The organism is Selenomonas timonae (assembly GCF_014250475.1).
Classification (GTDB): Bacteria; Bacillota; Negativicutes; order Selenomonadales; family Selenomonadaceae; genus Centipeda; species Centipeda timonae.
The window spans coordinates 585,878-607,182 of the sequence record NZ_CP060204.1; the positions used below are offsets into that span (position 1 = coordinate 585,878).

The following is a 21,305-nucleotide window of genomic DNA, read 5'->3' on the forward strand; positions in this document are numbered from 1 at the left end:
GCGACGCCCCTAAGCGAACCCTAGTGGAGCAAGCGAGTAAAGCGGGCGTTTCGCCCCCTGCGGATTTCTTTCGTTCAAGCGCGCAGCTCGCGTTTAAGAAGTCCGCATGTATTTAGGCGAATAAGCGCGCGATCACTTGCGTAACTAAGCGTTCGCGTCGGGGTCGCATTGCAGAAGCTTACGGGACGATGTTCATTCCGGATCGGCGAAGTGGATGACGACCTTCAGCATCGTGTCGGCGTGTTCGGAGAAATCCTTGAACGCCTGCGGTGCATCCGCGAGCTCGTACGTATTCGTGACCACCTTTGTGATGTCGATCTTCCCGGCCTTCACGAGGTCGATCAGCGCGAGGAAGTCCTTCTTCAGCGCGTTGCGCGAGCCGTAGAGCTTCAGCTCCTTCTTCTGCAGCAGGGTGAAGTTGAAATCCGCATTGCGTTTGCCGACGCCGACCTGCACGACGCGCCCGCCGAATGCCGCTGCATCCACGCAGGAGAGGAAGGTTGCGGGCAGCCCCACCGCCTCGATCGTCACGTCGAATCCGTTGCCGTTCGTGATCTCATGCACCTGCTCTGCGAAGTGTTCCGGGCTGTCGTTGAGGATGCGCCCCGCGAGGTCAAAGATCTCGACGGCGTGGTCGAGCTTCTTCGGCGCGATGTCCGCGATGTAGACCTCTGCGCCCGCCGCCTTTGCCGCCGCAGCAGCGAGTACGCCGATCGTGCCTGCACCGATGACGAGTACTTTCTCGCCCGGCTGGATGTTCGCGTGGCTTGCGCCGTGATAGCTGATGCAGAACGGTTCGATCAGCGTCAGCTCGAGCGGCGAGAGCCCCTTGCCGTCGTAGATGCGCTCCACGGGCATCGTAATGTACTCCATGAACGCGCCGTCGCGCTGGGCGCCCATCGTCTCGTTGTGCTCGCAGCAGTTGACGAAGCCGCGCGTGCAGGAGTAGCAGCTCCCACAGTTGAAATACGGGTTGCAGGTGACGATCTGTCCGACGTGGAGATTGCGCTGCGCGGCGTCCTCGGGCGAGATCTCCATGATCTGCGCCGAGAACTCATGTCCCGGAATGCGCGGATAGGACGCGTAGGCGAACGTCCCGCGATAGGTGCCGAGGTCGCTGCCGCAGATGCCGCCGTAGAGCACCTTAAGCAGTGCCTCACCGGGACCCAGTGTCGGCTTCTCGGCGGTAAAGATCTCCGCTTCTCCCGGCTGATTGATACGTATTGCTTTCATCTGTAAAACTCCTTTTCCGAAGCTGTTGTCTATCTCATATCTCACGCCGCAGGCGCCGCCAGAGCGTCACGCGGCTGATGCCGAGCGCCGCACAGGTCTCGTCCGGCGTATGGGTCTCGAGCATGCGCTCGATGAGTGCGAGCTCGACCTCCTTGAGCGAGAGCCCGAGCGGGATCTCGATCGTGTCGCGCGCTGCCGATGCGCGGTGTGCGCCGAGCAGCTCGTCCAGCTGCGCCGCATCCGGTGCCGCGTCGCCGAGGCTGGCAAAGACCTCTGCGATGTTCCGCAGCTCGCGGATATTGCCCGGCCAATCATAGGCGAGCAGGCGCTCTTGGAGGTGCTTTTGAATGAATTGGTCGAAGTCCTCCTGCGGTGCGTAGCGCGAAAAGTAGTGCCGCAGGAGGGGCAGGATGTCCTCGCGCCGCTCGCGCAGAGGCGGCAGCTGTACCTTGAGGACGTTGACGCGGTAGTAGAGATCCTCGCGGAACTTGTTCTCCGCGACGAGCGCGCGCAGATCCTTGTTCGTCGCGCAGATCATACGGATGTCGAGCGCGATGATCCGATCGTCGCCGACGCGCATGATTTCGCGCTCCTGTAGGACGCGCAGCAGCCGCCCTTGGATGTCGAGCGGCAGCTCTGCGATCTCGTCGAGGAAGATCGTGCCGCCGTCCGCGAGCTCAAAGAGCCCCTTTTTCCCCGCGCGCCGCGCGCCTGTGAACGCGCCCTCGACATAGCCGAACAGCTCGCTCTCGATGAGCGACGGCGGGATGGACGCACAGTTCACGGAGACGAAGGGCTTCTTTGCTCGATGGCTTGCGTTGTGGATGCTCTGTGCCATGCCCTCCTTGCCCGTGCCCGTCTCGCCGAGGATGAGGACGTTCGCGTTTGTCCGCGCGAATTTCTCCGCGCGCGCGATGATCTCCTTCATGCGCTCGGACTCCGTGCGGATGTCGGGGAAGCGGATGCGCGCGTAGAATCCCTTTTGGTAGAGGGAGGAGCGCACCTTCTGCTCCTGCTTGGAGATCGCCTCCGCCTCGTGGAAGATGAGCACCGTGTTCTCGCGGCGGTTGCGCATCCCGACGGGCACCATGCGAAAGAGTGCCTTGCGCCCCTGGATGGTCACGAGCCGTTCGCCCGCGTACTCCTTGAGCTCCGTACCCATGACCTCGGCGAAATCCGTGTGCAGGCTGCCGCGAAAGAGGTCGTTCGCCTCGTCGTTGAAAAATGCGGGGCGATCCTGCTCGTCGAGCACGACAACGCCCTCGTCGATGTTCTCGATGACTGCCTCGAGGCGTTCGAGCTGCAGCGACTCCTTGCGTTTTGCGTCGAGGATCTTCAGTGCGTCGTCGATTGCCTTCTCGATGGATTTCTCGCTTGTATCGACGTAGGCGTTCGGGATGCGCACCTCCTCCGCGACGCGCACGGCGTAGCGGCAGCCCGCGATCCCGTCCACCTTCTTCGTCTGTGCGAGGCTGCGCACCGTCGCCTCGATCTCCTCGTACGTGTCACAGGGGCGGACGAGGATATCCAACCCCGAGAGCGAGAAGTTCTGCGGCGTCTCAAAGAGGATATTGCCGCGCATGACGACGGCGATGCGCCGCATGCCATGCGCATCGAGGGAGGCGACGGCGGCGAGGATGTCGTTGAACGAGGTTGTGACCTCTACGACCGTGCGGCCGGGGATCTGTTTGATCTCCTCGGCGACACCGCCGCGGCTGATGACGACGAACGGGTCGGGGTAGGCGAGCACCGCATCGCGCACGGATTTGTCATCCGCCGTGATGACGGGCATGTCGAGCTGACGGCGGCGTATGATGCGCTCCGCCTTCTGGGCGATATCCGCCGCCGGTGCGGCAAACAGAATGAGTGACATGAGGCTGCGCCTCCCCTTTCAAGATAAAATTACCCGCCGTAGACGAAGTCGATGAACCCAGAACTGAAGATCGGGAAGATCGTCAGCAGTGCGAGGCAGACGACGAGGAGGATGTAGAACGGAACTGCCTCCTTGATGAATGCGCTCATCTTGCATTTCGTAATGCCGCAGGTGACGAACATGAGCGTGCCCATCGGCGGCGAGAGCGCGCCGATCGCGAGGTTGAAGATGAACATGATCGCGAACTGATACTCGTTGATGCCGAAGTATGCTGCGATCGGCGCGAGCAGGGGCACGAGGATAATCATTGCTGCATTGCCCTCGAGGAACATGCCGACGATGAGCAGGAAGATGTTGACGACAATGAGGAAGAGTGCGGGCGTCTCGAGGAAGACGATCATCATCTGTGCGAGCTCCTGCGGGATGCGCTCCTTCGTGAGAATCCATGCAAAGGTCGACGCTGCGCCGATGATGATCATGATGGACGCGGAGGTCGTAACCGTCTCGCGGATGCCCGTGATGACATCGTGCAGGTGCATCTCGCGGTAGATGATGCCGAGGAAAAGCGAGTACATGATCGCGACCGCGCCCGCCTCCGTCGGCGTGAAGAGGCCGATACGGATGCCGCCGATGATGATGATCGGCAGGCAGAGCGGGAGGAACGCGGCCTTCAGCGCAGTGAAGAACTCCTCGGGGGTGGCGCGCTCCGTGCGGATCGGCTTGTAGCCGCGCCGATGGGAGATGATCGAGACGAGGATCATCATCGCCACGCAGAGCAGGAGGCCTGGCCCGACGCCGCCGACGAAGAGCTTGCCGATCGAGAGGTTTGCGATCGAGCCGTAGATAATCATTGCAATGCCGGGCGGGATCAGCGGCGTGATGATCGCCGAGGTCGCCGTGACGACGGATGAGAACTCGAGCGAGAAGCCGCGCTTCGTCATCTCGGGGACGAGCATCTTGGCCTCCATCGCTGCATCCGCGAGGTTCGAGCCCGAGAGTCCGCCCATCAGCGTCGAGAGCAGGATGGCAACCTGTGCAAGACCGCCCACGAAGGTGCCGAGGAGTACGCTGCAGAAGTTCATGATGCGCTTCGTTACGCCCGTGTAGTTCATGAACACGCCCGCGCAGACGAAGAACGGAATCGCGAGCAGCGGGATGCTCTCCGTGCCCGCGATCACGCGCTGGACGAAGATCGTGCCTGGCAGATTCGGCACCATGAGGAAGTACGTCACGCCACCCGCGAGGACGGAGACGAAGACGGGAACTTTGAGAAAGAGCAGTACGAGCAGCACGGCTGCCGAAAGCATGACTGTGCCTTCCATCAGTGTGCCTCCTTTCCTTTTTTCAAAATGATACGCGTGTAATTATACATCATCAGGAGGCAGCCGATGGGCACAACGATGTAGATCGCCGCATAGGGGATGCCGAGGATGTTCGTCGTGCGCCCCATCGCGACCATCGAGAGTACGATCTGCGTGCCGTAGTAAAGGAAGAATGTAAAGATGATCATCGAGACAGCGTAGCCGCCCAGCTCGACATAGCGTGCGACCCGCTCTGGCATGCGCTCCACGAGCAGTTCGATCGCGACGTGGCTGCCCGAGCGAAACGCGGCGCCGACGCCGAGGAATGTGATCCAGACGAAGCACGCCAGCTGGAATTCCTCTCCCCACGCGAACGGCATCTTCAGAAAGTAGCGCGTAAAGACGCCGACGAATGTCACGAGGACAAGCACCGAGAGCGCGATCCCTGCGATGACATAGTCCAGATTCTCGAGAATCCCCAGCTCCTTGTCTTTCGCTTCCATATAATCTCTCCTTTTCCCATAAAATATTTCTGATGAAAAAGCGCGCCGCCGAGGCGGCGCGTCCTTGCAGATCGGAATCGCTTACTTCATCGCAGCCTTGACCGTGTCATAGAGGCCGTTCGACCAGCCGAAGTCGGGCAGCGTGTAGAACTTCTGCGACGCATTGCGGAATCCCGCGAGCACCGTATCGGAGGGCTCGACGATTGTCACGCCCTCACTGCGGAACTTCTCGAGCACTTCCTTCTCGGAGGCTGCCTGCTGCTCGTTGTTGTAGAGACCCGCCTCCTCGCACGTCTCGACGAGGAGCTTCTGCTGCTCGGGCGTCAGACTGTTGAAGAACTGTGCGCCGCAGACGAGCGTCGTGAAATTCTTGACGTGACCGTCGAGGATGAGATACTTTGCGACCTCCTGGAACTTGCCGTTGTAGAGCACGGGCAGCGGATTCTCCACGCCGTCGATCGTGCCCTGCTGGAGAGCGGTATAGGTGTCGCCAAGCGGCATCGGCGTCGGCACCGCGCCGAGCACCTCAAAGCCCTTGACTTGGATGCCGTTGTTTGGGACGCGGATCTTCAGACCCTTCAGATCCTCGACGGTGTTCACGGGCTTCGTCGTCAGCGTGTGGCGCGCGCCGTAGACCCAGTTCGAGCCGAGGAGCTTCAGCCCCTTGCCCTCGAGCTCCTTGCTCTTGTCTGCGTACCACTGGCTCTTGACGAGCTTCCAGCACTCGTCCCAGTTGTCAAAGAGGAACGGGCCGAAGACGATGCCGAAATCCTTCACGCCGCGATCCGCGTAGAACGCGCCGTCCGCGAGCGTCACGACCGGCTGACCTGCGATCATCTGGTCGATGAGATCGTTCTTGCTGCCAAGCTGGCTCGACGGATAGGTCTCGATCGTCATCGTGCCGTTCGACTTCTGCTCGAGCAGCTCCTTCCACTTGTTCACGCCCTTGTCAAACGGCTCGCCGGGGTTGTTCTCGTAGCCCACCTGAATGACGACCTTGCCGTCCTTCGATGCCGACTGCTGACCGCCGCAGCCCGCGAGCAGGGTGATCGCGAGGACTGTGCTCAAGAGTCCGAATAGAATACGTTTCATGATGATAGTTCCTCCTTTGATTTTGCCCGATCTGAAACATTGCTGCTTCTGCCTATAGTATAGAGCAAGTTCCGTGCCAACCTTGCTGGCATCCTAACTCAAATTTATCATAAAATAAAAATATCGCATCATGACGCCTGTTTGCGGCTGGAAAAAATTTCTGCATCGGACGAAAAATCACATCGCTCGGCGAAGTATTTCAAATGGAAAAGGAGAGATATTTCATTTTGTAAAACCATGCTTTTCTTGATGAAATGAATCGATGATTTATTCGTTTTTGAAATAGAGAATTGATATCTTTTTAGAGAGGCTCTATAACTGAATTGTACTTTATTTTACGGCAGCTGTAAAATGTGGTACAGAAATGCATGTATACATGGACTTTCATCCTTTATCATGGTAGAATACCCGCATATTTTCATTTTTAGAGAAATGAAAATGAACTAATTAGGGGGTATCTACATGGAATCATTTCTTCCCATGCTGAACGCCATTGACTCGTTTCTCTGGGGCGTTCCGCTCATCACGCTGCTCGTGGGGACGGGCATCCTCCTCACCGTGCGCCTCTCGCTGATCCAGGTGGTGCACCTGCCGCGCGCGCTCGGGCTGATCCTCAAGGCAAAGAATCGCGGCGCGGGCGACATCTCGAGCTTCAAGGCGCTCTGCGTCGCGCTTGCCGCGACGATCGGCACGGGCAACATCGTCGGCGTTGCAACGGCGGTGAAGGTCGGCGGCCCCGGCGCAATCTTCTGGATGTGGATGGCGGCGTTCTTCGGCATGGCGACGAAGTACGCGGAGGGTCTGCTCGCCGTGAAGTACCGCACGACGGACGAGCGCGGCGAGATCGCGGGCGGCCCGATGTACTACATTCGGCGCGGCATGGGGGAGAAATACCGTCCAATGGCGGGCTTCTTCGCGGCGGCGGCGGTGCTCGTGGCGTTCTTCGGCATCGGCACGTTCCCGCAGGTGAACGCCATTGTCGACTCTGTGGAGCTGTCCTTTGGCGTGCCGCGCATCGTGACCGATCTCGCGCTCACGGCGCTGATCGCGGCGATCACGATTGGCGGGCTGCGCAGCATCGCCGAGGTCGCCTCGCGCATCATCCCCTTTATGGCGGTGCTCTACATCGTGATCTGCGCGGGGATCATCCTCATGCACATCGGTGAGATCCCTGCGGCAATCGCACTCATCCTCGACAGTGCGTTCACGGGCACGGCGGCGGCGGGCGGATTCGCCGGCTCGACCGTCATGATGGCGATGCAGAACGGCATTGCGCGCGGCGTCTTCTCGAACGAGTCGGGTCTCGGCTCCGCGCCGATTGCGGCGGCGGCGGCAAAGACGAAGGAGCCCGCCGAGCAGGGGCTGATCTCTATGACAGGTACATTTATTGATACGATTATCATCTGCTCGATGACGGGGCTTGTGCTGGTCCTCACGGGCGCATGGCACGGCGACACTGCCGGCGCGGCGATGACGGGCGCGGCGTTCTCGAGCCTCTACAGTAGCATCGGCGGCGCACTCCTCACCATCTCACTCGCGCTCTTTGCGTTCACCACCATCCTCGGCTGGAACTACTACGGCGAGCGTGCCGTGCTCTATCTCGCGGGCGTGCGCGCCATCCTGCCGTATCGTCTCGTCTTCATCGCGCTCATTGCGTGCGGTGCATTCCTGAAGCTCGAGGCGATCTGGGTGCTCGCCGACATTGTGAACGGGCTCATGGCGATCCCGAACCTCATCGCACTCATCGCCCTCTCTGGGATCGTCGTCCACGAGACGCGCCACTATCTCGAGAAGGTGCGGCGCGGGGCGCGGATGCGGAAATAAATACCACACTCTCCTTTTTCCTGTTTGCAGCAAGTATTTCTTATGGAAAGAAATTTTGCAGACAAGAGAAAGGAGAATTTTTATGCGAAATTATCTGCCGCGCGTGGATTGGATGGTCGGGACGGGACTCGTCATCGTTGCGATCCTCTCCGTCTTCTATGGGAGTGCGGAGCTGACGAGCAATATCGCCTCGGGACTCATCGGCTTCCTTGGGCGCACGGTCATGATGCGGGGTGAAAAGGAGGGGACGCGATGAGCGCCGTCCTCCCCCGCTCTGCCATGCACCGCGTCACCTGCACCGAACTGCGTGAACTCGCTGCGGCGTACCGTCCCGCCCTGATGTACGCCGCCGCGCGGTGCGCGCGTGAGACGAAGCTGTACCTCCACTGGACGGCGGGGCACTACGGGCAGTTCTTTGCGGACTACCATGTGCAGATCGATGCGGATGGCGGCATCTATGTGATTGGCGCGGGCGCACTTGACGAACTGCTTGCTGCGACCTATCTGCGTAACAGCGGGAGCGTGAGCATCGCCCTCCTCGCGGCGTGCGGTGCAACCACCGACGATCTTGGGACGGAGCCGCCGACCGCCGCACAGATCGAGTCGATGGCACAGACAACGGCGGCGCTCGCGGACGGCCTCTGGCTCACGATCGACAAGGAGCGCATCCTCACCCACGGCGAGGCGGCGGACAACGAGGACGGCATACGCGCACACGCGCCCTACGGCCCGCGCTCCACCTGCGAGCGTTGGGATCTGGAGTACCTCGGCACAGAGGAGAGCCCCGTGTTCGACCCGTGGGCGACGGATGGCACGCGCGGCGGCGATGTCCTGCGCGGGAAAGCGCAGTATTATCGGGCACATGGTATTTTCTAAGAAAAAAGACTGGCAGATGCCGGTCTTTTTTCATGCGCTGTTATACCTCTGCCAAAAAACAGAAGCGACGCCCAAGCCCCACAGTGCATCACGCAGACTATATCTGCCTTCGTGCAACAGCTCCGTTTTACGCTAAAGAAGATGAAATTATTTGGCAAAGCTCCGTAATGGGGTTATAATGAAGATGGATTATTTTAGGGAAGCACCGATAAATTCTGCAGCAGTCTGACGGACTCCATTTTATCAGTGATTCCCTAGCAGTCTTTTTGGGAGGGACATCCAATGAATTCATTCCTAGAGGAGCAGTTTGAACGGCAGTTCCGACTGCAGGAGCACCAGACCTCCGTCAGTACGGAGATCATCGCGGGTCTCACGACGTTCGCGACGATGGGCTATGTGCTCGCTGTCGTGCCGCACATGATGGGCGAGGCGGGCGTTCCCGAGGGAGCGATGCTCACCGGCATGGTGCTGATGATCTTCCTCACGTCGATGGCGATGGGGCTCTACACGAACCGCCCCTTTGCGCTCGCGCCCGGCATGGGCAGCGTTGCGATCTTCTCGATCACCATGGTGCAGCTTCAAAATGTGCCGATCGGCGTCGCGAGTGCCATCGTCTTTCTGAGTGGTTTGCTGTTCATCATCGTTACGGTGCTTGGTATTCGTAAGGTTATTGTCATGACGATCCCGCGCGGTATCAAGATCTCGATCAGCGCGGGCGTCGGCATCTTCCTCGCTGTGATCGGCATGCGCAATGCAAAGCTGCTCGCCGTCAACGCAAAGAAGGTTGCGCTCTCGTTCGGCGATCTCACGCAGCCCGTCGTCATCCTCGCTGCGATCACCTTCGTCATCCTCCTCGTGCTTACGGCACGCAAGGTGCGCGGCGCGGCACTCATCAGCATCCTCGCGGGGACGGTCATCGGCATCCCGATGGGGCTCACGAAGATCCCCGAGAGCATCTTTCGCATGCCGGACAGCATTGCGCCGATCTTCTTCAATTTTGACCTTGTCGGCGCACTTGACCTTCAGTATCTGCCGTTCCTCTTTGCGTTCTTCCTGCCGGATTTCTTCTCGAGCTTCGGCACGGCGATCGGCATCGGCGGCAAGGCGGGCTTCCTCGACAAGAATGGCGACCTGCCCGACATCGACAAGGTCTTCCACGTCGACTCCATCGCCGCGACGGTCGGCTCCTTCTTCACCATCCCGGTTCTCATCACCTACCTCGAGTCCGGCGCGGGCGTGGAGGCGGGTGGACGTACGGGGCTGACGGCATGCACGACAGCGGCAGCCTTTCTCCTCATCCTCGCGGTGACCCCGCTCGCGCTCATGATCCCAGCGGCGGCGACTGCACCCGTCCTCATCTACGTCGGGGTCAGCATGATGGCGGGTATGCGCAACCTCGACTACACGGACATTGCCGAGTACATCCCGGCGTTCCTCTGCATCGCCTTTACCGCGTACACGTTCAACATTGCGAACGGCATCTCCGTCGCGTTCATCGCGTTCGTCCTCATGAAGCTCGCCGCTGGGCGCATGCATGAGCTGCACAAGGGGCACTATCTGCTCGCGCTCCTCCTCGCATACTACTTCTACGCCATTGCGGGCGTGAAATAGGGGGTCGCCATGAACATCGACGTACTTCTGACGAACGGTCAGGTCTACAACAGCTATCTCAAAAAGTTCGTCGCGGGAAACATTGCGGTCAGCGGCGACCGCTTTGCCTATGTCGGCACCGATGCGCTACCGATCGCGCCGCAGCGTACGATCGATCTTGCGGGGCAGTATGTGATCCCGGGACTGATCGACTGTCATATGCACATTGAGAGTACGATGTGCGCTCCACGTACATTTATGAACGGCGCTGCACGCAACGGCGTGACAACACTCATTCCCGAGCCGCATGAGATTGCAAACGTCTTCGGCCTTGCGGGCATCCGCGCGCTGATGCAGACGACGCAGAACGGCCCCTGCGACGTTCGGATCGCCATCCCCTCGTCTGTCCCGTCGACGAATGAGACGCTCGAGACCGCCGGCGCTGCGATCGAGAACGATGATGTCGAGGCGCTCATGCACATGGAGCAGGTCATCTGCCTCGGCGAGGTCATGGACTGCCGCGCGGTGCTCGCGGACGCGCATTCCAAGACGAACCGCCTGATCCGGCAGATCCAGCACGGGCGGCCGGATTTCTCCATCGAGGGGCACTGTCCGCGCTTCGTCGGATGGGAGCTCGCGCAGCTCCTCTATCGCGGCATCCGTTCGGATCATACGGATCAGTCGATGGAGGGGCTCGCCGCGCGTGCCGCGAATGGAATGTTCATCCAGCTGCAGGAAAAGACGCTGAAGAAGGAGTTCCTCGACTACCTCATGGAGAACCGCCTGTCGGGGCGCTTTGCCCTCGTCACGGACGACACAATGCCGGACGATTTCGTGCGGCGCGGACAGCTCAACCATCTCGTGCAGCGGAGCATCGAGCTCGGCCTCGCGCCGGAGGAGGCGATCTATGCGGCGACCTATGCGCCCGCGCAGCACATGGGACTCCGGGACAAGGGCGCCATCGCGCCCGGGCGCATCGCTGACTTTGTCGTGCTCTCCGACCTGCGAGCCTTTGCCATCGAGAGCGTCTGGCACGCGGGGGCGCAGGTCTTTGCACGCGGCGAGGCGTGGGAGGAGCCGGAGCGCGATACGTCGTTCCCGGCGCATTTCTATCACAGCGTTCATCTGTCGCCGCGCACGGCCGAGGATTTCGTCCTGCGTGCGCCGATCAGAGAGGGGACGGCTCTCTGCCGCATCCTCGCGGTGCAGGAGCATACGACCTTTGTTGCGGAGGAGCGCGCGGAGCTGCCTGTGCGCGGCGGCGTGATCGACTGGGAGAGCAGCCCCTACAACCTTGCCTGTGTCTTTGAACGGCACGGCAAAAATGGCGGCTGCGGCATGGCGCTCATCGGCGGGACGGCGCTCACCTGCGGTGCGGCGGCGACCACCTACGCGCATGACAGCCACAATCTGCTCGTCCTCGGGCAGACGGCGGCGGACATGCAGATGGCGGCCAACACCGTCATCGAGGCGCAGGGCGGATTCGTCGCGGTGCGGGACGGCAGTGTGCAGGCGTTTGCCCCGCTGCCGATCGCGGGCATCCTCTCCGATCGCCCGCTGCCCGTCCTCGGCGAACAGATCGCCGGCGTCCGCCGCGCTCTCACGGACTGCGGCTACCGCCACGATAACGTCATCATGTCCCTGAGCACCCTCTCCCTGCCCGTCAGCCCGTATTTCAAATTGACCGACAAGGGGATCATCGACGTGAAAAAAGGCGCCGTTGCGCCGCTGATTTTGGAGACGAGGGGCTGACGTTGACTGCCTCCGGTGATCGCCGCTTCTACGTGTCCCGCGCACAGGCTCTGCATTGGCGGGAGAAGCTAATCTGCCGTTATCCAAGCACAGCCCCCTGCATAGGCAGGCGGGCTGTTTTCGATTGGAAAAACAAATTGATAAAGCGCGCACCGCGTTATATAATGCAGTCACTTGTCACGAGGAGGGAAGGATTTTATGGACAGCAGCAGCAGGAGCATCTCGTTGCTCGTTATTCTGAGCGCATTTATGGCGTTTGCCTCGCTCTGGCTGCTCGTGGACGGACTCACCGGGGCACTTGGGCTCTGGGGTATCGCCCTTCCAATGCTGATCGTTTTCAGCACGAACGGAATCATTGCGGCGTGCTCCAACGCAGCTGCGCTCTCGTGCGTCCCCGACGAGGTGACAGGCTCGGCGGCGGCGCTCATCGGCGCGCTCCAATACGGCAGCGGCATGATCTCCTCCGTCCTCCTCGCCATCTTCTCCGACGGGACGCCCGCGGCAATGTGCATCATCATCGCCGCATTCGTCCTGTGCGCGGCGGCAATGGCATTCCTCTCGGAACCAGATGGGGCATCGAAGAATTTTCATTCAACAACAAAAATTAGGAGCAAGTCCTAACGAAACTCGCATCCCCATCGAATACATTTCCCATGTATGGGCGCTATTATGGCCATGTAACGGGAAGAGATTTCTCCAATCGCGAAAAGGATGTGAGTCACATGATGAATACAAAGATGATGAAGAAAACGGCTGTTGCTGCTCTCGTCGGTGTGCTCGGCTATGGTGCTGTCGGTGCGGCAGAGGTCTCTGCGAGCGCACTGAATGCGCCGCAGCGCGTCACGCAGACGGCGTTCACCACGGCGGACGGCAGCGCGGACATGCAGCAGCTCGCATGGGGCGGCAAGCGCAAGAAGAAGGGCGGCAAGAAGTACTCACAGGGCAGTGTCAACACCGCCATCATCGCGGGTGCCGTCATTGGCGCGATCATCGCGAAGAATACCTAATATCTCCATATGATAAACCCCCCGCTTCGGCTGAAGCGGGGGGTTTATGTTAGAACCAGCTGCAGAACTGATCGAGCTGTCTTCTGATTTCAGACCAATCCTGCCCAAGATCGAGCGTTTTCACGCTGATTCGGCTGCCTGCAATCATCATATCCTCATTCGGCGTAATCGCTTCGTCGGTCATGGCATAGAGCAGGACGCCTGCGACATTTCCTGTTCGATGGGTGTCACAGTTCTTCACATAGGCATAGATCTGATAGAGATTGTGAGAGATAAATGTTGTGCTCGTGTATTTTTCATTTGTCTGCATGGTATGGCAATAATATTTTGTGTCGATAATTAGTCGCTTGCCATTCTTCTCCAGCGAAACATCCGTTTTCATCGCAGGCAGATATCTACTGGGCGTGGTGGTGTCCCACTTGACATGCATGGCGCTGACCCTCAGATCCGTATGCTCTGCCCTATAGTAGTTCCGCACGAAGTGCTCATAGATCCAGTGCATTGCCTTGGCTGAAAAATAATTTGCGAGGCGATGCGTCCCCTTCTCTGTCGTGAGCAGCAAGTCTTCGATGACGAGCTGACAGATGCCGAGCAGCAGCCGATATGAGGCGTTGTTGCGATGGTATTTCAGCGCAGTCCAATGGATAGCGGCAGGTGCGATCTCATGAACCTCTGCGAAATAGAGAAGCAGCTTGCGGAGGATTTGCTTGCGTACGGCATTCACGCTGCCATGCCGCAGCAGGAGAAGCATGGTTGTCTTCAGGATGCGGTTATGCGGCGTATCCGTGACGAATTCGTCGTAGGCACATACGAGTCTGCCCTGCGGCAGAGTCTGCTGCCGCAGGGTCTCAGAGATGAGAATTTGCCCCCGTACACCTGCAATACCTCCTTCCTGCCGCAGATAATCACGGTGCAGACCTCGCTTGATCTGTATGGGGATACCATACACGAGGATTGCCGCAAGCAGGTCATGTATGTGCTCGAAATCCTCGGCAGCAAGCGTATCCCAGTCATCCTTGCGCAGAGCCTCGAATGCATAGGCGAGCATATGGTAGATGTTGCGAATCATGTGGTTATCAGACATCTAGGGCACTCCTCAGTTCCCCGACCCAATTATTGAGCTTGTCCGGTGCATCAAAATAGTATTCCTGCAACAGCAGGATCAGTTCGTGCTCAACAACCGAGGACAGCCATGCATCATCAATGGGGGCATCCGTGCAGAAATAGCTGTGCCCAATGCGGAAGCCATCGCCGAGCGCCGAGTCATTGCTGATCTCCTGATTCAGTGCGATGACCTTGTCGATCAGTGCGTTGTATTTCTTATTGTTAATCGCACTTTTCATCTGTTTGAATCCATCGGAGTCAAATGCCGGTGCCATATCATAGAAGGCAAAGCGGCGGCGCAGGGCATAGTCGATCAGGGCGAGACTGCGGTCGGCGGTGTTCATCATACCGATGATGTGGACGTTATCCGGCACGCAGAACTGCTCATCGTTGTAGAGCAGGCGGAGCGAATTTGATGCACCGCGCTTGTCCGCCTCGATCAGCATGAGCAGCTCACCGAAGATCTTGCTGAGGTTGCCGCGGTTGATCTCGTCAATGATGAAGAAATAGGGACGCTCGTTGTCTTCCTCTGCTTTCTTGCAGAAATCATAAAAAGGTCCGCATTTTTGTTTGAAGCCACCAGTCTCATTCGGGCGATAGCCCATGATGAAATCCTCATAGCTGTAGCTCTGGTGAAACTGGATCATTTTCACGCGGCGTTTATCCATTTCGCCCATGATGGCGTATGCCAGCCGCTTTGCGGCAAAGGTCTTACCGACACCCGGCGCCCCCTGAAGGATGATATTTTTCTTGCGATGGAGCAGAGCTTTCAGCGTTTCAAAGGCATCCTCGCTCATATAGACCTCGCGAAGGAAATCTGCTTTGGTGTAAGCAGGGAATTTGCCAACGGGTTCATCGTCTCGCTCTAAATCGACTGCTTCGCCAAGTACGAGCGATTCCAGCTCCTCAACGTACGTGGTGTATGGTGTAATATCGGTCAGTGTCTTGGTTACTGCCTCCCCTGGATGCGCCCATTCCCCTTTATGTGTCCAATCTACATTGTGGATATGTTTGTACTCGCCGCGCGTTTTGTCATAGACATAGCCCGATGTAACGATGCCGCGTCCAATCAAGGCCTTTTTCCCTCGTTTGGCGAATACAACATCGCCGACTTTGAGGACGTTTGCGAACTGCCATACGGCATGACCGTCATTTATATAGGATTTGTCAGGGTCGTACTTGTCTCTCATAGCTGTTTTCATATCCTCTTTTGAGGTGTACTGCGAAAGATCACCAAGCTCGTCCCAACCAATCCCCATAATTTTATCTGCGTAGAATTCCTGCCAGTGCCGCGCCTTCTCGCCGGGAGAATAGATCCAATAACGACGGGCGCTATTCGTCACAGATGGCTGTCCCCCTTTAGTCAGCTTCGGCGTATTTTCCATGTCTGTCATATGGAACCCCTTTCTCTCCATCGTAGCAATTCTACAGATATGATTCTTCGAATATTCAAAAATTCCTTTTATGAAGGAGTCTCTCTTCCTTTTGTCGAATGATTATCACATTGATGGGTATGTGTCGCTGTGCGCCCTTGACATTCCAGTGATTTAGGAAATCGGGGCATAGAAAGACCATGTACGGGTAAATGGAGGAAAACATCATGCGCAAAGCAATCGTTGTTGTAGATATGCAGAATGACTTTATCGACGGGGCACTCGGAACGAGGGAGGCGCAGGAGATGCTGCCGCATATGGTGGACAAGCTCACCGCCGCGCGCGCAGAGGGCACGGCGCTCATCTTCACAATGGATACGCACGGCGCGGACTACCTCACGACGCAGGAGGGGAAGAAATTGCCCGTGGAGCACTGTATCCGCGGCACGGCGGGCTGGGAGATCGCGCCCGCATTGCACCCCTTCGTGCGTGAGGCTACCGCTGTCATCGAGAAGCCCGCCTTCGGCGCGATGACGCTGCCCGCCGCACTCGCGGACTATGACGAGATCGAGCTGGTGGGTCTGTGCACCGACATCTGCGTCATCTCCAACGCCCTCCTCGTGAAGGCATTCTACCCCGAAAAGCCCGTCTCCGTCGACGCCTCCTGCTGCGCGGGCGTCACGCCTGAGAGTCACGCGAATGCGCTCGCGGCGATGCGGATGTGTCAGGTGGAGGTGAGATGAAATGAGGCTGCTGTCGTTTTCATGCGATGGCAGCTTTTTTATTTGCGTATTTATGTTATAATAGAACGAAAATTACGTCATAAAGGAGAAGGACAAATGACAACATGGAAGAAATCTTTTGCACTCGGCGCTGCGGCATTCCTGCTCGGCAGCGGGGCGGCATGGGCGGCGGAACCTGCGGCAGTAGGCGCAACGTATGCGGAGAATGCAGCGAACGCACCGATGCCCCTGCCGCTCACCGAGGAGGAGGTGAGCGCACAGCAGCTTGCCGATGCCGAGTACATGGCACTCCTCTGGATGCGCACGTCGGCAGAATACCGTGCGCTCTGCTATCAGGGCTACAATGCGGCGCTCATGGCAATCGACCGGGCGCAGGCGAACCCTGCCGCCCGTAGCGGCAAGCCGCTCGCCATCGTTCTCGACTGCGATGAGACCGTCACGGACAACACACGCGCCATGGCGGCGAGCGTCGCCGCAGGCAGCGGTCGGTTTGATGCGCTCTGGTGGCGCGCGACCGTGCACGAGGGACGCTCCGAGGCACTGCCGGGCGCGGCGGACTTCCTGAACGAAGTCGTACGGCGCGGTGTTGCCATCTTCTACGTCAGCAACCGCTGGAGTGAGGTCAACTACGAGCCGACCATCGAGAACCTCAAGGCACTCGGCTTCCCCTCCGTGGACGCGGAGCACGTTCTCCTCATGGAGGATCGGACACAGAGCGACAAGCAGCCGCGCTTTGACAAGATCGCCGCAGACTATGACATCGTCGTCTACATGGGCGACAATGCGGGCGATCTGCCGCTCGGCACAAAGGGTATGAACCGCGCCGCACGCAATGCCGCCATTGATGCTGCGCGGGAGGAGTTCGGCACCCAGTACATCGTCTTCCCGAACCCCGCCTACGGCGCGTGGATCAGCGCGATGTCGAAGGAATATATGACCATGACCCCCGAGGCGCGCGAGGAGTTCTATGCAAAGACACTGACGGAGTAACAGAACACAATGAAAAGAGCCCGTCTCTGCTCTCTTGTTGCACAGGAGAGCAGGGGCGGGCTTTTATAGAAGATCGGACACTATAGGCAGCCCTGATAAATTCAGCCGCGCCATCTTAGCGTATCTTTTTTCCCGTTTTTTTCGGCAAATCCTCCACATAGCTTTGGCTATGCGTCCGGTTTGCTTCCTCAATCGGACAGCAAAATCTACGCCAATCTGAGGAGTTACAATTCTATATAAAGGAGGTGCATTCCTGTATCATGAGATCGTATTTTCGAATGACAAGTAGTGTGATATATTATTGAATCATCGAACTAAGCGGCACGAGATAGACGTAAAAATGACGTTATATATAAATAAATCGACGTTTTTATAAAATAAATAGCAAAAAACTTGAAAAGAGGAAATCATAGTGATAGAATAAAAACGTATAGAAGGAGGCGTCTATGTACTATACAGAAATCATAAAAATCATAGAATCCGGAATGCGAAAGGATCCAGTCAAAGTTGCCAGTTATTCCCGTCTCCTTGCAAAGAAGATGGAGGCTGACGGGGAAAACAGGGGGAGCACACGTATCCTGTCTGCATTGAATCGTGTGGGTGGAAGTCAGGCGGTTATGGACACATTGACAACGCTGCCTGTAGATCAAGAAAGCCGCCTCGATATTGCGGAGATTGACTATGCGCCCTCTGTTGAGCACATTATTCTTAGTAAATCGGTTCAGGCAGTATTGGATGACTTCAGGGATACCATCCAAAGTAAAAACAAAATGATATCCATGGGGCTGAACCTCCGTACAACACTACTCCTTTACGGACCTCCAGGCTGTGGGAAGACAAGTGCAGCAAAATATCTTGCTTCGGAGCTGAAGCTTCCTCTTGTTACGGCACGGTTTGACACCCTCATATCATCACTGCTCGGGAATACGGCGAAGAATATTCATCGTATCTTTGCGTATGCAAAAAAACAGCCGTGCATTCTGTTCCTGGATGAATTTGATGCGATTGCAAAGGCCAGAGATGACGCACATGAGCTTGGTGAGCTGAAACGGGTGGTGAACAGTCTCCTCCAGAACATTGATGATTTTTCCCAGGAGGGGATACTCCTCGCAGCGACCAATCATGCCGGGATGCTCGATAAGGCGGTTTGGCGTCGGTTTCAGACTGTCATTGAACTTCCTGCGCCGGAGCGCGATGAGATTCGCAGATTTATCAGGCAGTTCCCCAAGATTGCGGATGATTCAGGTATTACCGAGACGCAATGGAAACACATACTGGGAACGATGGAAGGGCTCTCATATTCCGATATCAAGGACATCGTCCAAAATATGCTGAAAAAGGCTGTGCTTCAAAAAAAGATGGAGATTGGGATACTGGATTACATTATCGAGGTATTCCTGTTCAAACATCATGGGAACTACAGTCAGGTGGACATGATACAGTATCTAAGCGATCATGGCGTGACTCAGAAAGTGATCGGTGACCACTTCAGGATCTCTGAACGGCAGGTCAGAAACTACCTGGGGAAAGGAGTGCGTAACTATGGAGAAACGGCTTCCAATTAAATTCTTTGAAAAAAGAATAAGAGACGAACAGCGCACCGAAGGTGGCGGCAGCCAAAGAGAAGATTCATGGATTCTGCACGGGGATGCACTTACGCACCGCTCGCAGCAGCTTGTATCAAATATGTCACAGGTCGCTGCCACCTTTGCAACACGCAAACAGGAAAAACGTAAACTCCCCATGGTCGTTGCAACTACGATTGTAGAGGATGCGATTGCAAAGTCACATCGCGGGCAGGTGGTTGACCTCCTCGACAGTGATCGGAAGTCCAATGTCATCGGCATTGCATCTGCTGTGCAGCTCGATGAACCCTCAAATGTGTCCAATCCAGCAAAGGGCGACAAAGGGCCGCCGAAATCGAAAGAAACACGGCGGCTCCTATCCGTAGTGACCACAGACGAGCTCATCTTGCGTATCAAGCACGCGCTGCAGGACACACAAAATTTTGCCAAACTGATTTCGGCGATTGCAGAAATCGAGCCGTTTGAAGCGCAACGTGTTGACTATAACCCGGACAATCGTCTGTATCGTATCCGTTTGATTGACTATCGGGATCCGCATACAAACACCTTGGCACAAAATTTGTTCAAGGCTAAATGCCATGCGCATGGAATAAAAATTGAACGGGAGACCCGATACACCAGGGATATGAATCTGTATCGCGTATCGCTCGACAGCATGACCAATTTGGAGATCATGCTTGGCTTTGAGGGTATCTTTTCGATTGAAGAGGCGATTCCGATCCGCATGGATATGGATTCCCTTGATGATACTCTCGTACCAACGGCAAAACAGCCTGTAGAAGGTGAAACATACCCCGTTGTCGGTGTCCTTGACAGCGGAATCGAAAAGAACAAATACCTGTCACCATGGATTTTTAGAGCCGGTGAGGAATATTATGAAGGCCAGTATCAGGACAGAGGGCACGGTACCATGGTGGCATCCGTCTTGGAATACAGCGATGAACTCAATGGTACGGACGATACTGCAGCCACAGGTGTCATGATGATGGATGCGGTCATTGTCCCCGATCTTCGGAAAGAAACGGTTTATCCGGAGGATATCATTGATAACGTCAGAGATGCAATTGAGCGACACCGGGACATCAAGATCTGGACGATGTCCGTTGGTACGATTGAGGAATGTGCCAAAAACTCATTTTCGCAATACGGAATAGCACTGGATAATATTGCCGATGAGAACAATGTGCTCATTATCAAGTCTGCTGGTAACAGCAACGCTTTTCTGTACGGGGACGAACATGAGCGGATTACAAAGATGGCAGATTCCGTCAGGGCACTCGTTGTCGGCTCCATTGCGGGGGAGAAAGGGCAGTATGATATCGCTGAGATTGATACACCGTCTCCGTTTACAAGATGCGGTCCCGGACCTGCCTACGTTATCAAGCCGGATCTTGTCGCTTACGGGGGCAATACGGGAAGGCGTCCGGATGGCACTACTACAATGACGGGCGTGAGGGTTCTTGATCGTGCAGGGATGGTTGCACGCGCACCGGGGACGAGCTTTTCCACGCCGTGGATCGCGCGAATCGCGGCAGAGCTGAATCACCTCCTGGCGGAGGATTTCGACCCGCTGCTCATCAAGGCTCTCATGGTTCATAATGCAGGCTATCCCGCGGGACAGCGCATGAACATGGAAGACAAGGTCAAATTCATGGGGTTTGGAATGCCGCCTGGAATCCGGGATATTCTGTATAACTCGGAGCATGAGATCACGCTGATCCTGCGGGACTCACTTCCCAAAAGTCAGTTTATCAACATTTTAGAGTTTCCCTTTCCGAAGAGCCTGGTTCGTGATGATGGGTTCTATCGTGGTCAGATTACGCTTACCGTAGTCAGTGCGCCCATTCTGCGCGCATCGGAAGGAGCGGAATACTGCCAGTCGGATATCAGCGTGAGATTTGGAACGATGACGGGAATCAAGCGGCGTGATACCAGTAAGCCAATGATTCTAAACCCCTATGGCTCGGAAAATGGTGCAAACCTCCTGCGGGAAGATTACTACAGCAAAATAATACTTGGTGTGACGGAAGAGAAAGCATTTGCAAAGGAAAGAACTCTGTTACGGTATGGAAAGAAGTTTCACCCGATCAAAAAATATGCGATTGATCTTGACGAGATGACCGCCGGAAATAGAAAGAAGCTCCTTGGGAAGGATCGCAAATGGTATATGAGGATCGAGATGCTGTGCCGTGAGGCAATCGAACGGGAATTCAGAGAAACGGGAGAAAAACTGGAGCAGGAGTTTTGCGTTTTGCTCACGATCCGAGATCCCGAGGGGAAAGCGCCAGTATATAATGAGGTCACGCAGCAGCTTCAGGATAGAGGTTTTGTGTATTCGGATGTGAAACTCAAGAATGAGATAAGAGAATATGTCCGTATAGAAAAGGATTCTAATACAGACTGAGAGATTGCGGTATGGTTAAATCATTTAATATATTCCAATGGGGAAGATAGAGCC

18 protein-coding genes are annotated in these 21,305 nt (G+C 56.7%); 11 read left to right on the plus strand and 7 right to left on the minus strand.

What is annotated here, in order from left to right; translation table 11 throughout:
- Nucleotides 1-192: 192 nt before the first annotated feature.
- The 5 genes from H1B31_RS02705 to H1B31_RS02725 form a co-directional block, all read right to left on the minus strand.
- Entirely contained in the window at nucleotides 193-1,233 is a 1,041-nt protein-coding gene (locus H1B31_RS02705; RefSeq protein WP_185980806.1) for a zinc-binding dehydrogenase, read from the minus strand.
- Nucleotides 1,234-1,267: 34 nt separating this feature from the next.
- On the minus strand, nucleotides 1,268-3,106 hold the full coding sequence (locus tag H1B31_RS02710) for a sigma 54-interacting transcriptional regulator (RefSeq protein WP_185980807.1): 1,839 nt from the start codon (nucleotides 3,104-3,106) through the stop codon (nucleotides 1,268-1,270).
- Nucleotides 3,107-3,135: 29 nt separating this feature from the next.
- A complete protein-coding gene (locus H1B31_RS02715; protein ID WP_185980808.1) occupies nucleotides 3,136-4,428 on the minus strand; it encodes a TRAP transporter large permease in 1,293 nt (430 codons plus the stop codon).
- Nucleotides 4,428-4,910: a TRAP transporter small permease gene (locus tag H1B31_RS02720; RefSeq protein WP_185980809.1), complete on the minus strand. Its 483-nt coding sequence runs from the start codon at nucleotides 4,908-4,910 to the stop codon at nucleotides 4,428-4,430. Before H1B31_RS02720 ends, H1B31_RS02715 begins: the two co-directional genes overlap by 1 nt.
- Before the next feature lie 81 nt (nucleotides 4,911-4,991).
- A complete protein-coding gene (locus H1B31_RS02725) occupies nucleotides 4,992-6,002 on the minus strand; it encodes a C4-dicarboxylate TRAP transporter substrate-binding protein (RefSeq protein WP_185980810.1) in 1,011 nt (336 codons plus the stop codon).
- A 462-nt stretch (nucleotides 6,003-6,464) separates the two neighbouring features.
- On the opposite strand from H1B31_RS02725, the gene H1B31_RS02730 reads away from it, so the two are divergent.
- From H1B31_RS02730 to H1B31_RS02760, 7 genes are all read left to right on the plus strand, one after another.
- Nucleotides 6,465-7,826, plus strand: a complete 1,362-nt coding sequence (locus H1B31_RS02730; RefSeq protein ID WP_185980811.1) for an alanine/glycine:cation symporter family protein — start codon at nucleotides 6,465-6,467, stop codon at nucleotides 7,824-7,826.
- An 82-nt stretch (nucleotides 7,827-7,908) separates the two neighbouring features.
- Complete coding sequence (locus H1B31_RS02735; protein ID WP_009440724.1) at nucleotides 7,909-8,082, plus strand: hypothetical protein; 174 nt, start codon at nucleotides 7,909-7,911, stop codon at nucleotides 8,080-8,082.
- Nucleotides 8,079-8,702, plus strand: coding sequence for an N-acetylmuramoyl-L-alanine amidase (locus H1B31_RS02740; protein ID WP_185980812.1), 624 nt, complete (start codon nucleotides 8,079-8,081; stop codon nucleotides 8,700-8,702). Before H1B31_RS02735 ends, H1B31_RS02740 begins: the two co-directional genes overlap by 4 nt.
- A gap of 282 nt (nucleotides 8,703-8,984) precedes the next feature.
- Nucleotides 8,985-10,313, plus strand: a complete 1,329-nt coding sequence (locus H1B31_RS02745; RefSeq protein ID WP_009440721.1) for an NCS2 family permease — start codon at nucleotides 8,985-8,987, stop codon at nucleotides 10,311-10,313.
- A 9-nt stretch (nucleotides 10,314-10,322) separates the two neighbouring features.
- Entirely contained in the window at nucleotides 10,323-12,044 is a 1,722-nt protein-coding gene (locus H1B31_RS02750) for an adenine deaminase C-terminal domain-containing protein (RefSeq protein ID WP_185980813.1), read from the plus strand.
- A gap of 198 nt (nucleotides 12,045-12,242) precedes the next feature.
- Nucleotides 12,243-12,665, plus strand: coding sequence for an MFS transporter (locus tag H1B31_RS02755; protein WP_185980814.1), 423 nt, complete (start codon nucleotides 12,243-12,245; stop codon nucleotides 12,663-12,665).
- A gap of 101 nt (nucleotides 12,666-12,766) precedes the next feature.
- Nucleotides 12,767-13,051 (plus strand): cell invasion protein SipA, encoded by a 285-nt coding sequence (locus H1B31_RS02760; protein WP_185980815.1) that lies wholly within the window; start codon nucleotides 12,767-12,769, stop codon nucleotides 13,049-13,051.
- A gap of 49 nt (nucleotides 13,052-13,100) precedes the next feature.
- Here H1B31_RS02760 and mcrC read toward each other — a convergent pair whose 3' ends face one another.
- Together mcrC and H1B31_RS02770 are read right to left on the minus strand one after the other, a co-directional pair.
- The gene (gene mcrC / locus H1B31_RS02765; RefSeq protein ID WP_221933451.1) at nucleotides 13,101-14,135 is read right to left on the minus strand and encodes a 5-methylcytosine-specific restriction endonuclease system specificity protein McrC; all 1,035 of its coding nucleotides are present in this window, start codon (nucleotides 14,133-14,135) and stop codon (nucleotides 13,101-13,103) included.
- Nucleotides 14,128-15,549, minus strand: coding sequence for an AAA family ATPase (locus tag H1B31_RS02770; RefSeq protein WP_226372138.1), 1,422 nt, complete (start codon nucleotides 15,547-15,549; stop codon nucleotides 14,128-14,130). The genes mcrC and H1B31_RS02770 overlap by 8 nt, the downstream gene beginning before the upstream one ends.
- A gap of 206 nt (nucleotides 15,550-15,755) precedes the next feature.
- On the opposite strand from H1B31_RS02770, the gene H1B31_RS02775 reads away from it, so the two are divergent.
- The 4 genes from H1B31_RS02775 to H1B31_RS02790 all read left to right on the plus strand — a co-directional run bounded on the left by H1B31_RS02775 (nucleotide 15,756) and on the right by H1B31_RS02790 (nucleotide 21,251).
- The gene (locus H1B31_RS02775) at nucleotides 15,756-16,271 is read left to right on the plus strand and encodes a cysteine hydrolase family protein (protein ID WP_185980817.1); all 516 of its coding nucleotides are present in this window, start codon (nucleotides 15,756-15,758) and stop codon (nucleotides 16,269-16,271) included.
- Nucleotides 16,272-16,367: 96 nt separating this feature from the next.
- Nucleotides 16,368-17,261 carry a 5'-nucleotidase, lipoprotein e(P4) family gene (locus H1B31_RS02780; protein ID WP_221933452.1) on the plus strand — a complete coding sequence of 298 codons (894 nt, stop codon included), beginning with the start codon at nucleotides 16,368-16,370 and terminating at the stop codon, nucleotides 17,259-17,261.
- A gap of 446 nt (nucleotides 17,262-17,707) precedes the next feature.
- Nucleotides 17,708-18,826 carry an AAA family ATPase gene (locus H1B31_RS02785; RefSeq protein ID WP_185980819.1) on the plus strand — a complete coding sequence of 373 codons (1,119 nt, stop codon included), beginning with the start codon at nucleotides 17,708-17,710 and terminating at the stop codon, nucleotides 18,824-18,826.
- Nucleotides 18,804-21,251, plus strand: a complete 2,448-nt coding sequence (locus tag H1B31_RS02790) for a S8 family peptidase (RefSeq protein WP_185980820.1) — start codon at nucleotides 18,804-18,806, stop codon at nucleotides 21,249-21,251. The genes H1B31_RS02785 and H1B31_RS02790 overlap by 23 nt, the downstream gene beginning before the upstream one ends.
- The last annotated feature ends 54 nt before the right edge of the window (nucleotides 21,252-21,305 follow it).

Excerpts from the sequence above, each read along its gene's own strand:
- H1B31_RS02705 (WP_185980806.1), bottom strand. The coding sequence starts at position 1,233 with ATGAAAGCAATACGTATCAATCAGCCGGGAGAAGCGGAGATCTTTACC.
- H1B31_RS02710 (WP_185980807.1), bottom strand. The coding sequence starts at position 3,106 with ATGTCACTCATTCTGTTTGCCGCACCGGCGGCGGATATCGCCCAGAAG.
- H1B31_RS02715 (WP_185980808.1), bottom strand. The coding sequence starts at position 4,428 with ATGGAAGGCACAGTCATGCTTTCGGCAGCCGTGCTGCTCGTACTGCTC.
- H1B31_RS02720 (WP_185980809.1), bottom strand. The coding sequence starts at position 4,910 with ATGGAAGCGAAAGACAAGGAGCTGGGGATTCTCGAGAATCTGGACTAT.
- H1B31_RS02725 (WP_185980810.1), bottom strand. The coding sequence starts at position 6,002 with ATGAAACGTATTCTATTCGGACTCTTGAGCACAGTCCTCGCGATCACC.
- H1B31_RS02730 (WP_185980811.1), top strand. The coding sequence starts at position 6,465 with ATGGAATCATTTCTTCCCATGCTGAACGCCATTGACTCGTTTCTCTGG.
- H1B31_RS02735 (WP_009440724.1), top strand. The coding sequence starts at position 7,909 with ATGCGAAATTATCTGCCGCGCGTGGATTGGATGGTCGGGACGGGACTC.
- H1B31_RS02740 (WP_185980812.1), top strand. The coding sequence starts at position 8,079 with ATGAGCGCCGTCCTCCCCCGCTCTGCCATGCACCGCGTCACCTGCACC.
- H1B31_RS02745 (WP_009440721.1), top strand. The coding sequence starts at position 8,985 with ATGAATTCATTCCTAGAGGAGCAGTTTGAACGGCAGTTCCGACTGCAG.
- H1B31_RS02750 (WP_185980813.1), top strand. The coding sequence starts at position 10,323 with ATGAACATCGACGTACTTCTGACGAACGGTCAGGTCTACAACAGCTAT.
- H1B31_RS02755 (WP_185980814.1), top strand. The coding sequence starts at position 12,243 with ATGGACAGCAGCAGCAGGAGCATCTCGTTGCTCGTTATTCTGAGCGCA.
- H1B31_RS02760 (WP_185980815.1), top strand. The coding sequence starts at position 12,767 with ATGATGAATACAAAGATGATGAAGAAAACGGCTGTTGCTGCTCTCGTC.
- mcrC (WP_221933451.1), bottom strand. The coding sequence starts at position 14,135 with ATGTCTGATAACCACATGATTCGCAACATCTACCATATGCTCGCCTAT.
- H1B31_RS02770 (WP_226372138.1), bottom strand. The coding sequence starts at position 15,549 with ATGACAGACATGGAAAATACGCCGAAGCTGACTAAAGGGGGACAGCCA.
- H1B31_RS02775 (WP_185980817.1), top strand. The coding sequence starts at position 15,756 with ATGCGCAAAGCAATCGTTGTTGTAGATATGCAGAATGACTTTATCGAC.
- H1B31_RS02780 (WP_221933452.1), top strand. The coding sequence starts at position 16,368 with ATGACAACATGGAAGAAATCTTTTGCACTCGGCGCTGCGGCATTCCTG.
- H1B31_RS02785 (WP_185980819.1), top strand. The coding sequence starts at position 17,708 with ATGTACTATACAGAAATCATAAAAATCATAGAATCCGGAATGCGAAAG.
- H1B31_RS02790 (WP_185980820.1), top strand. The coding sequence starts at position 18,804 with ATGGAGAAACGGCTTCCAATTAAATTCTTTGAAAAAAGAATAAGAGAC.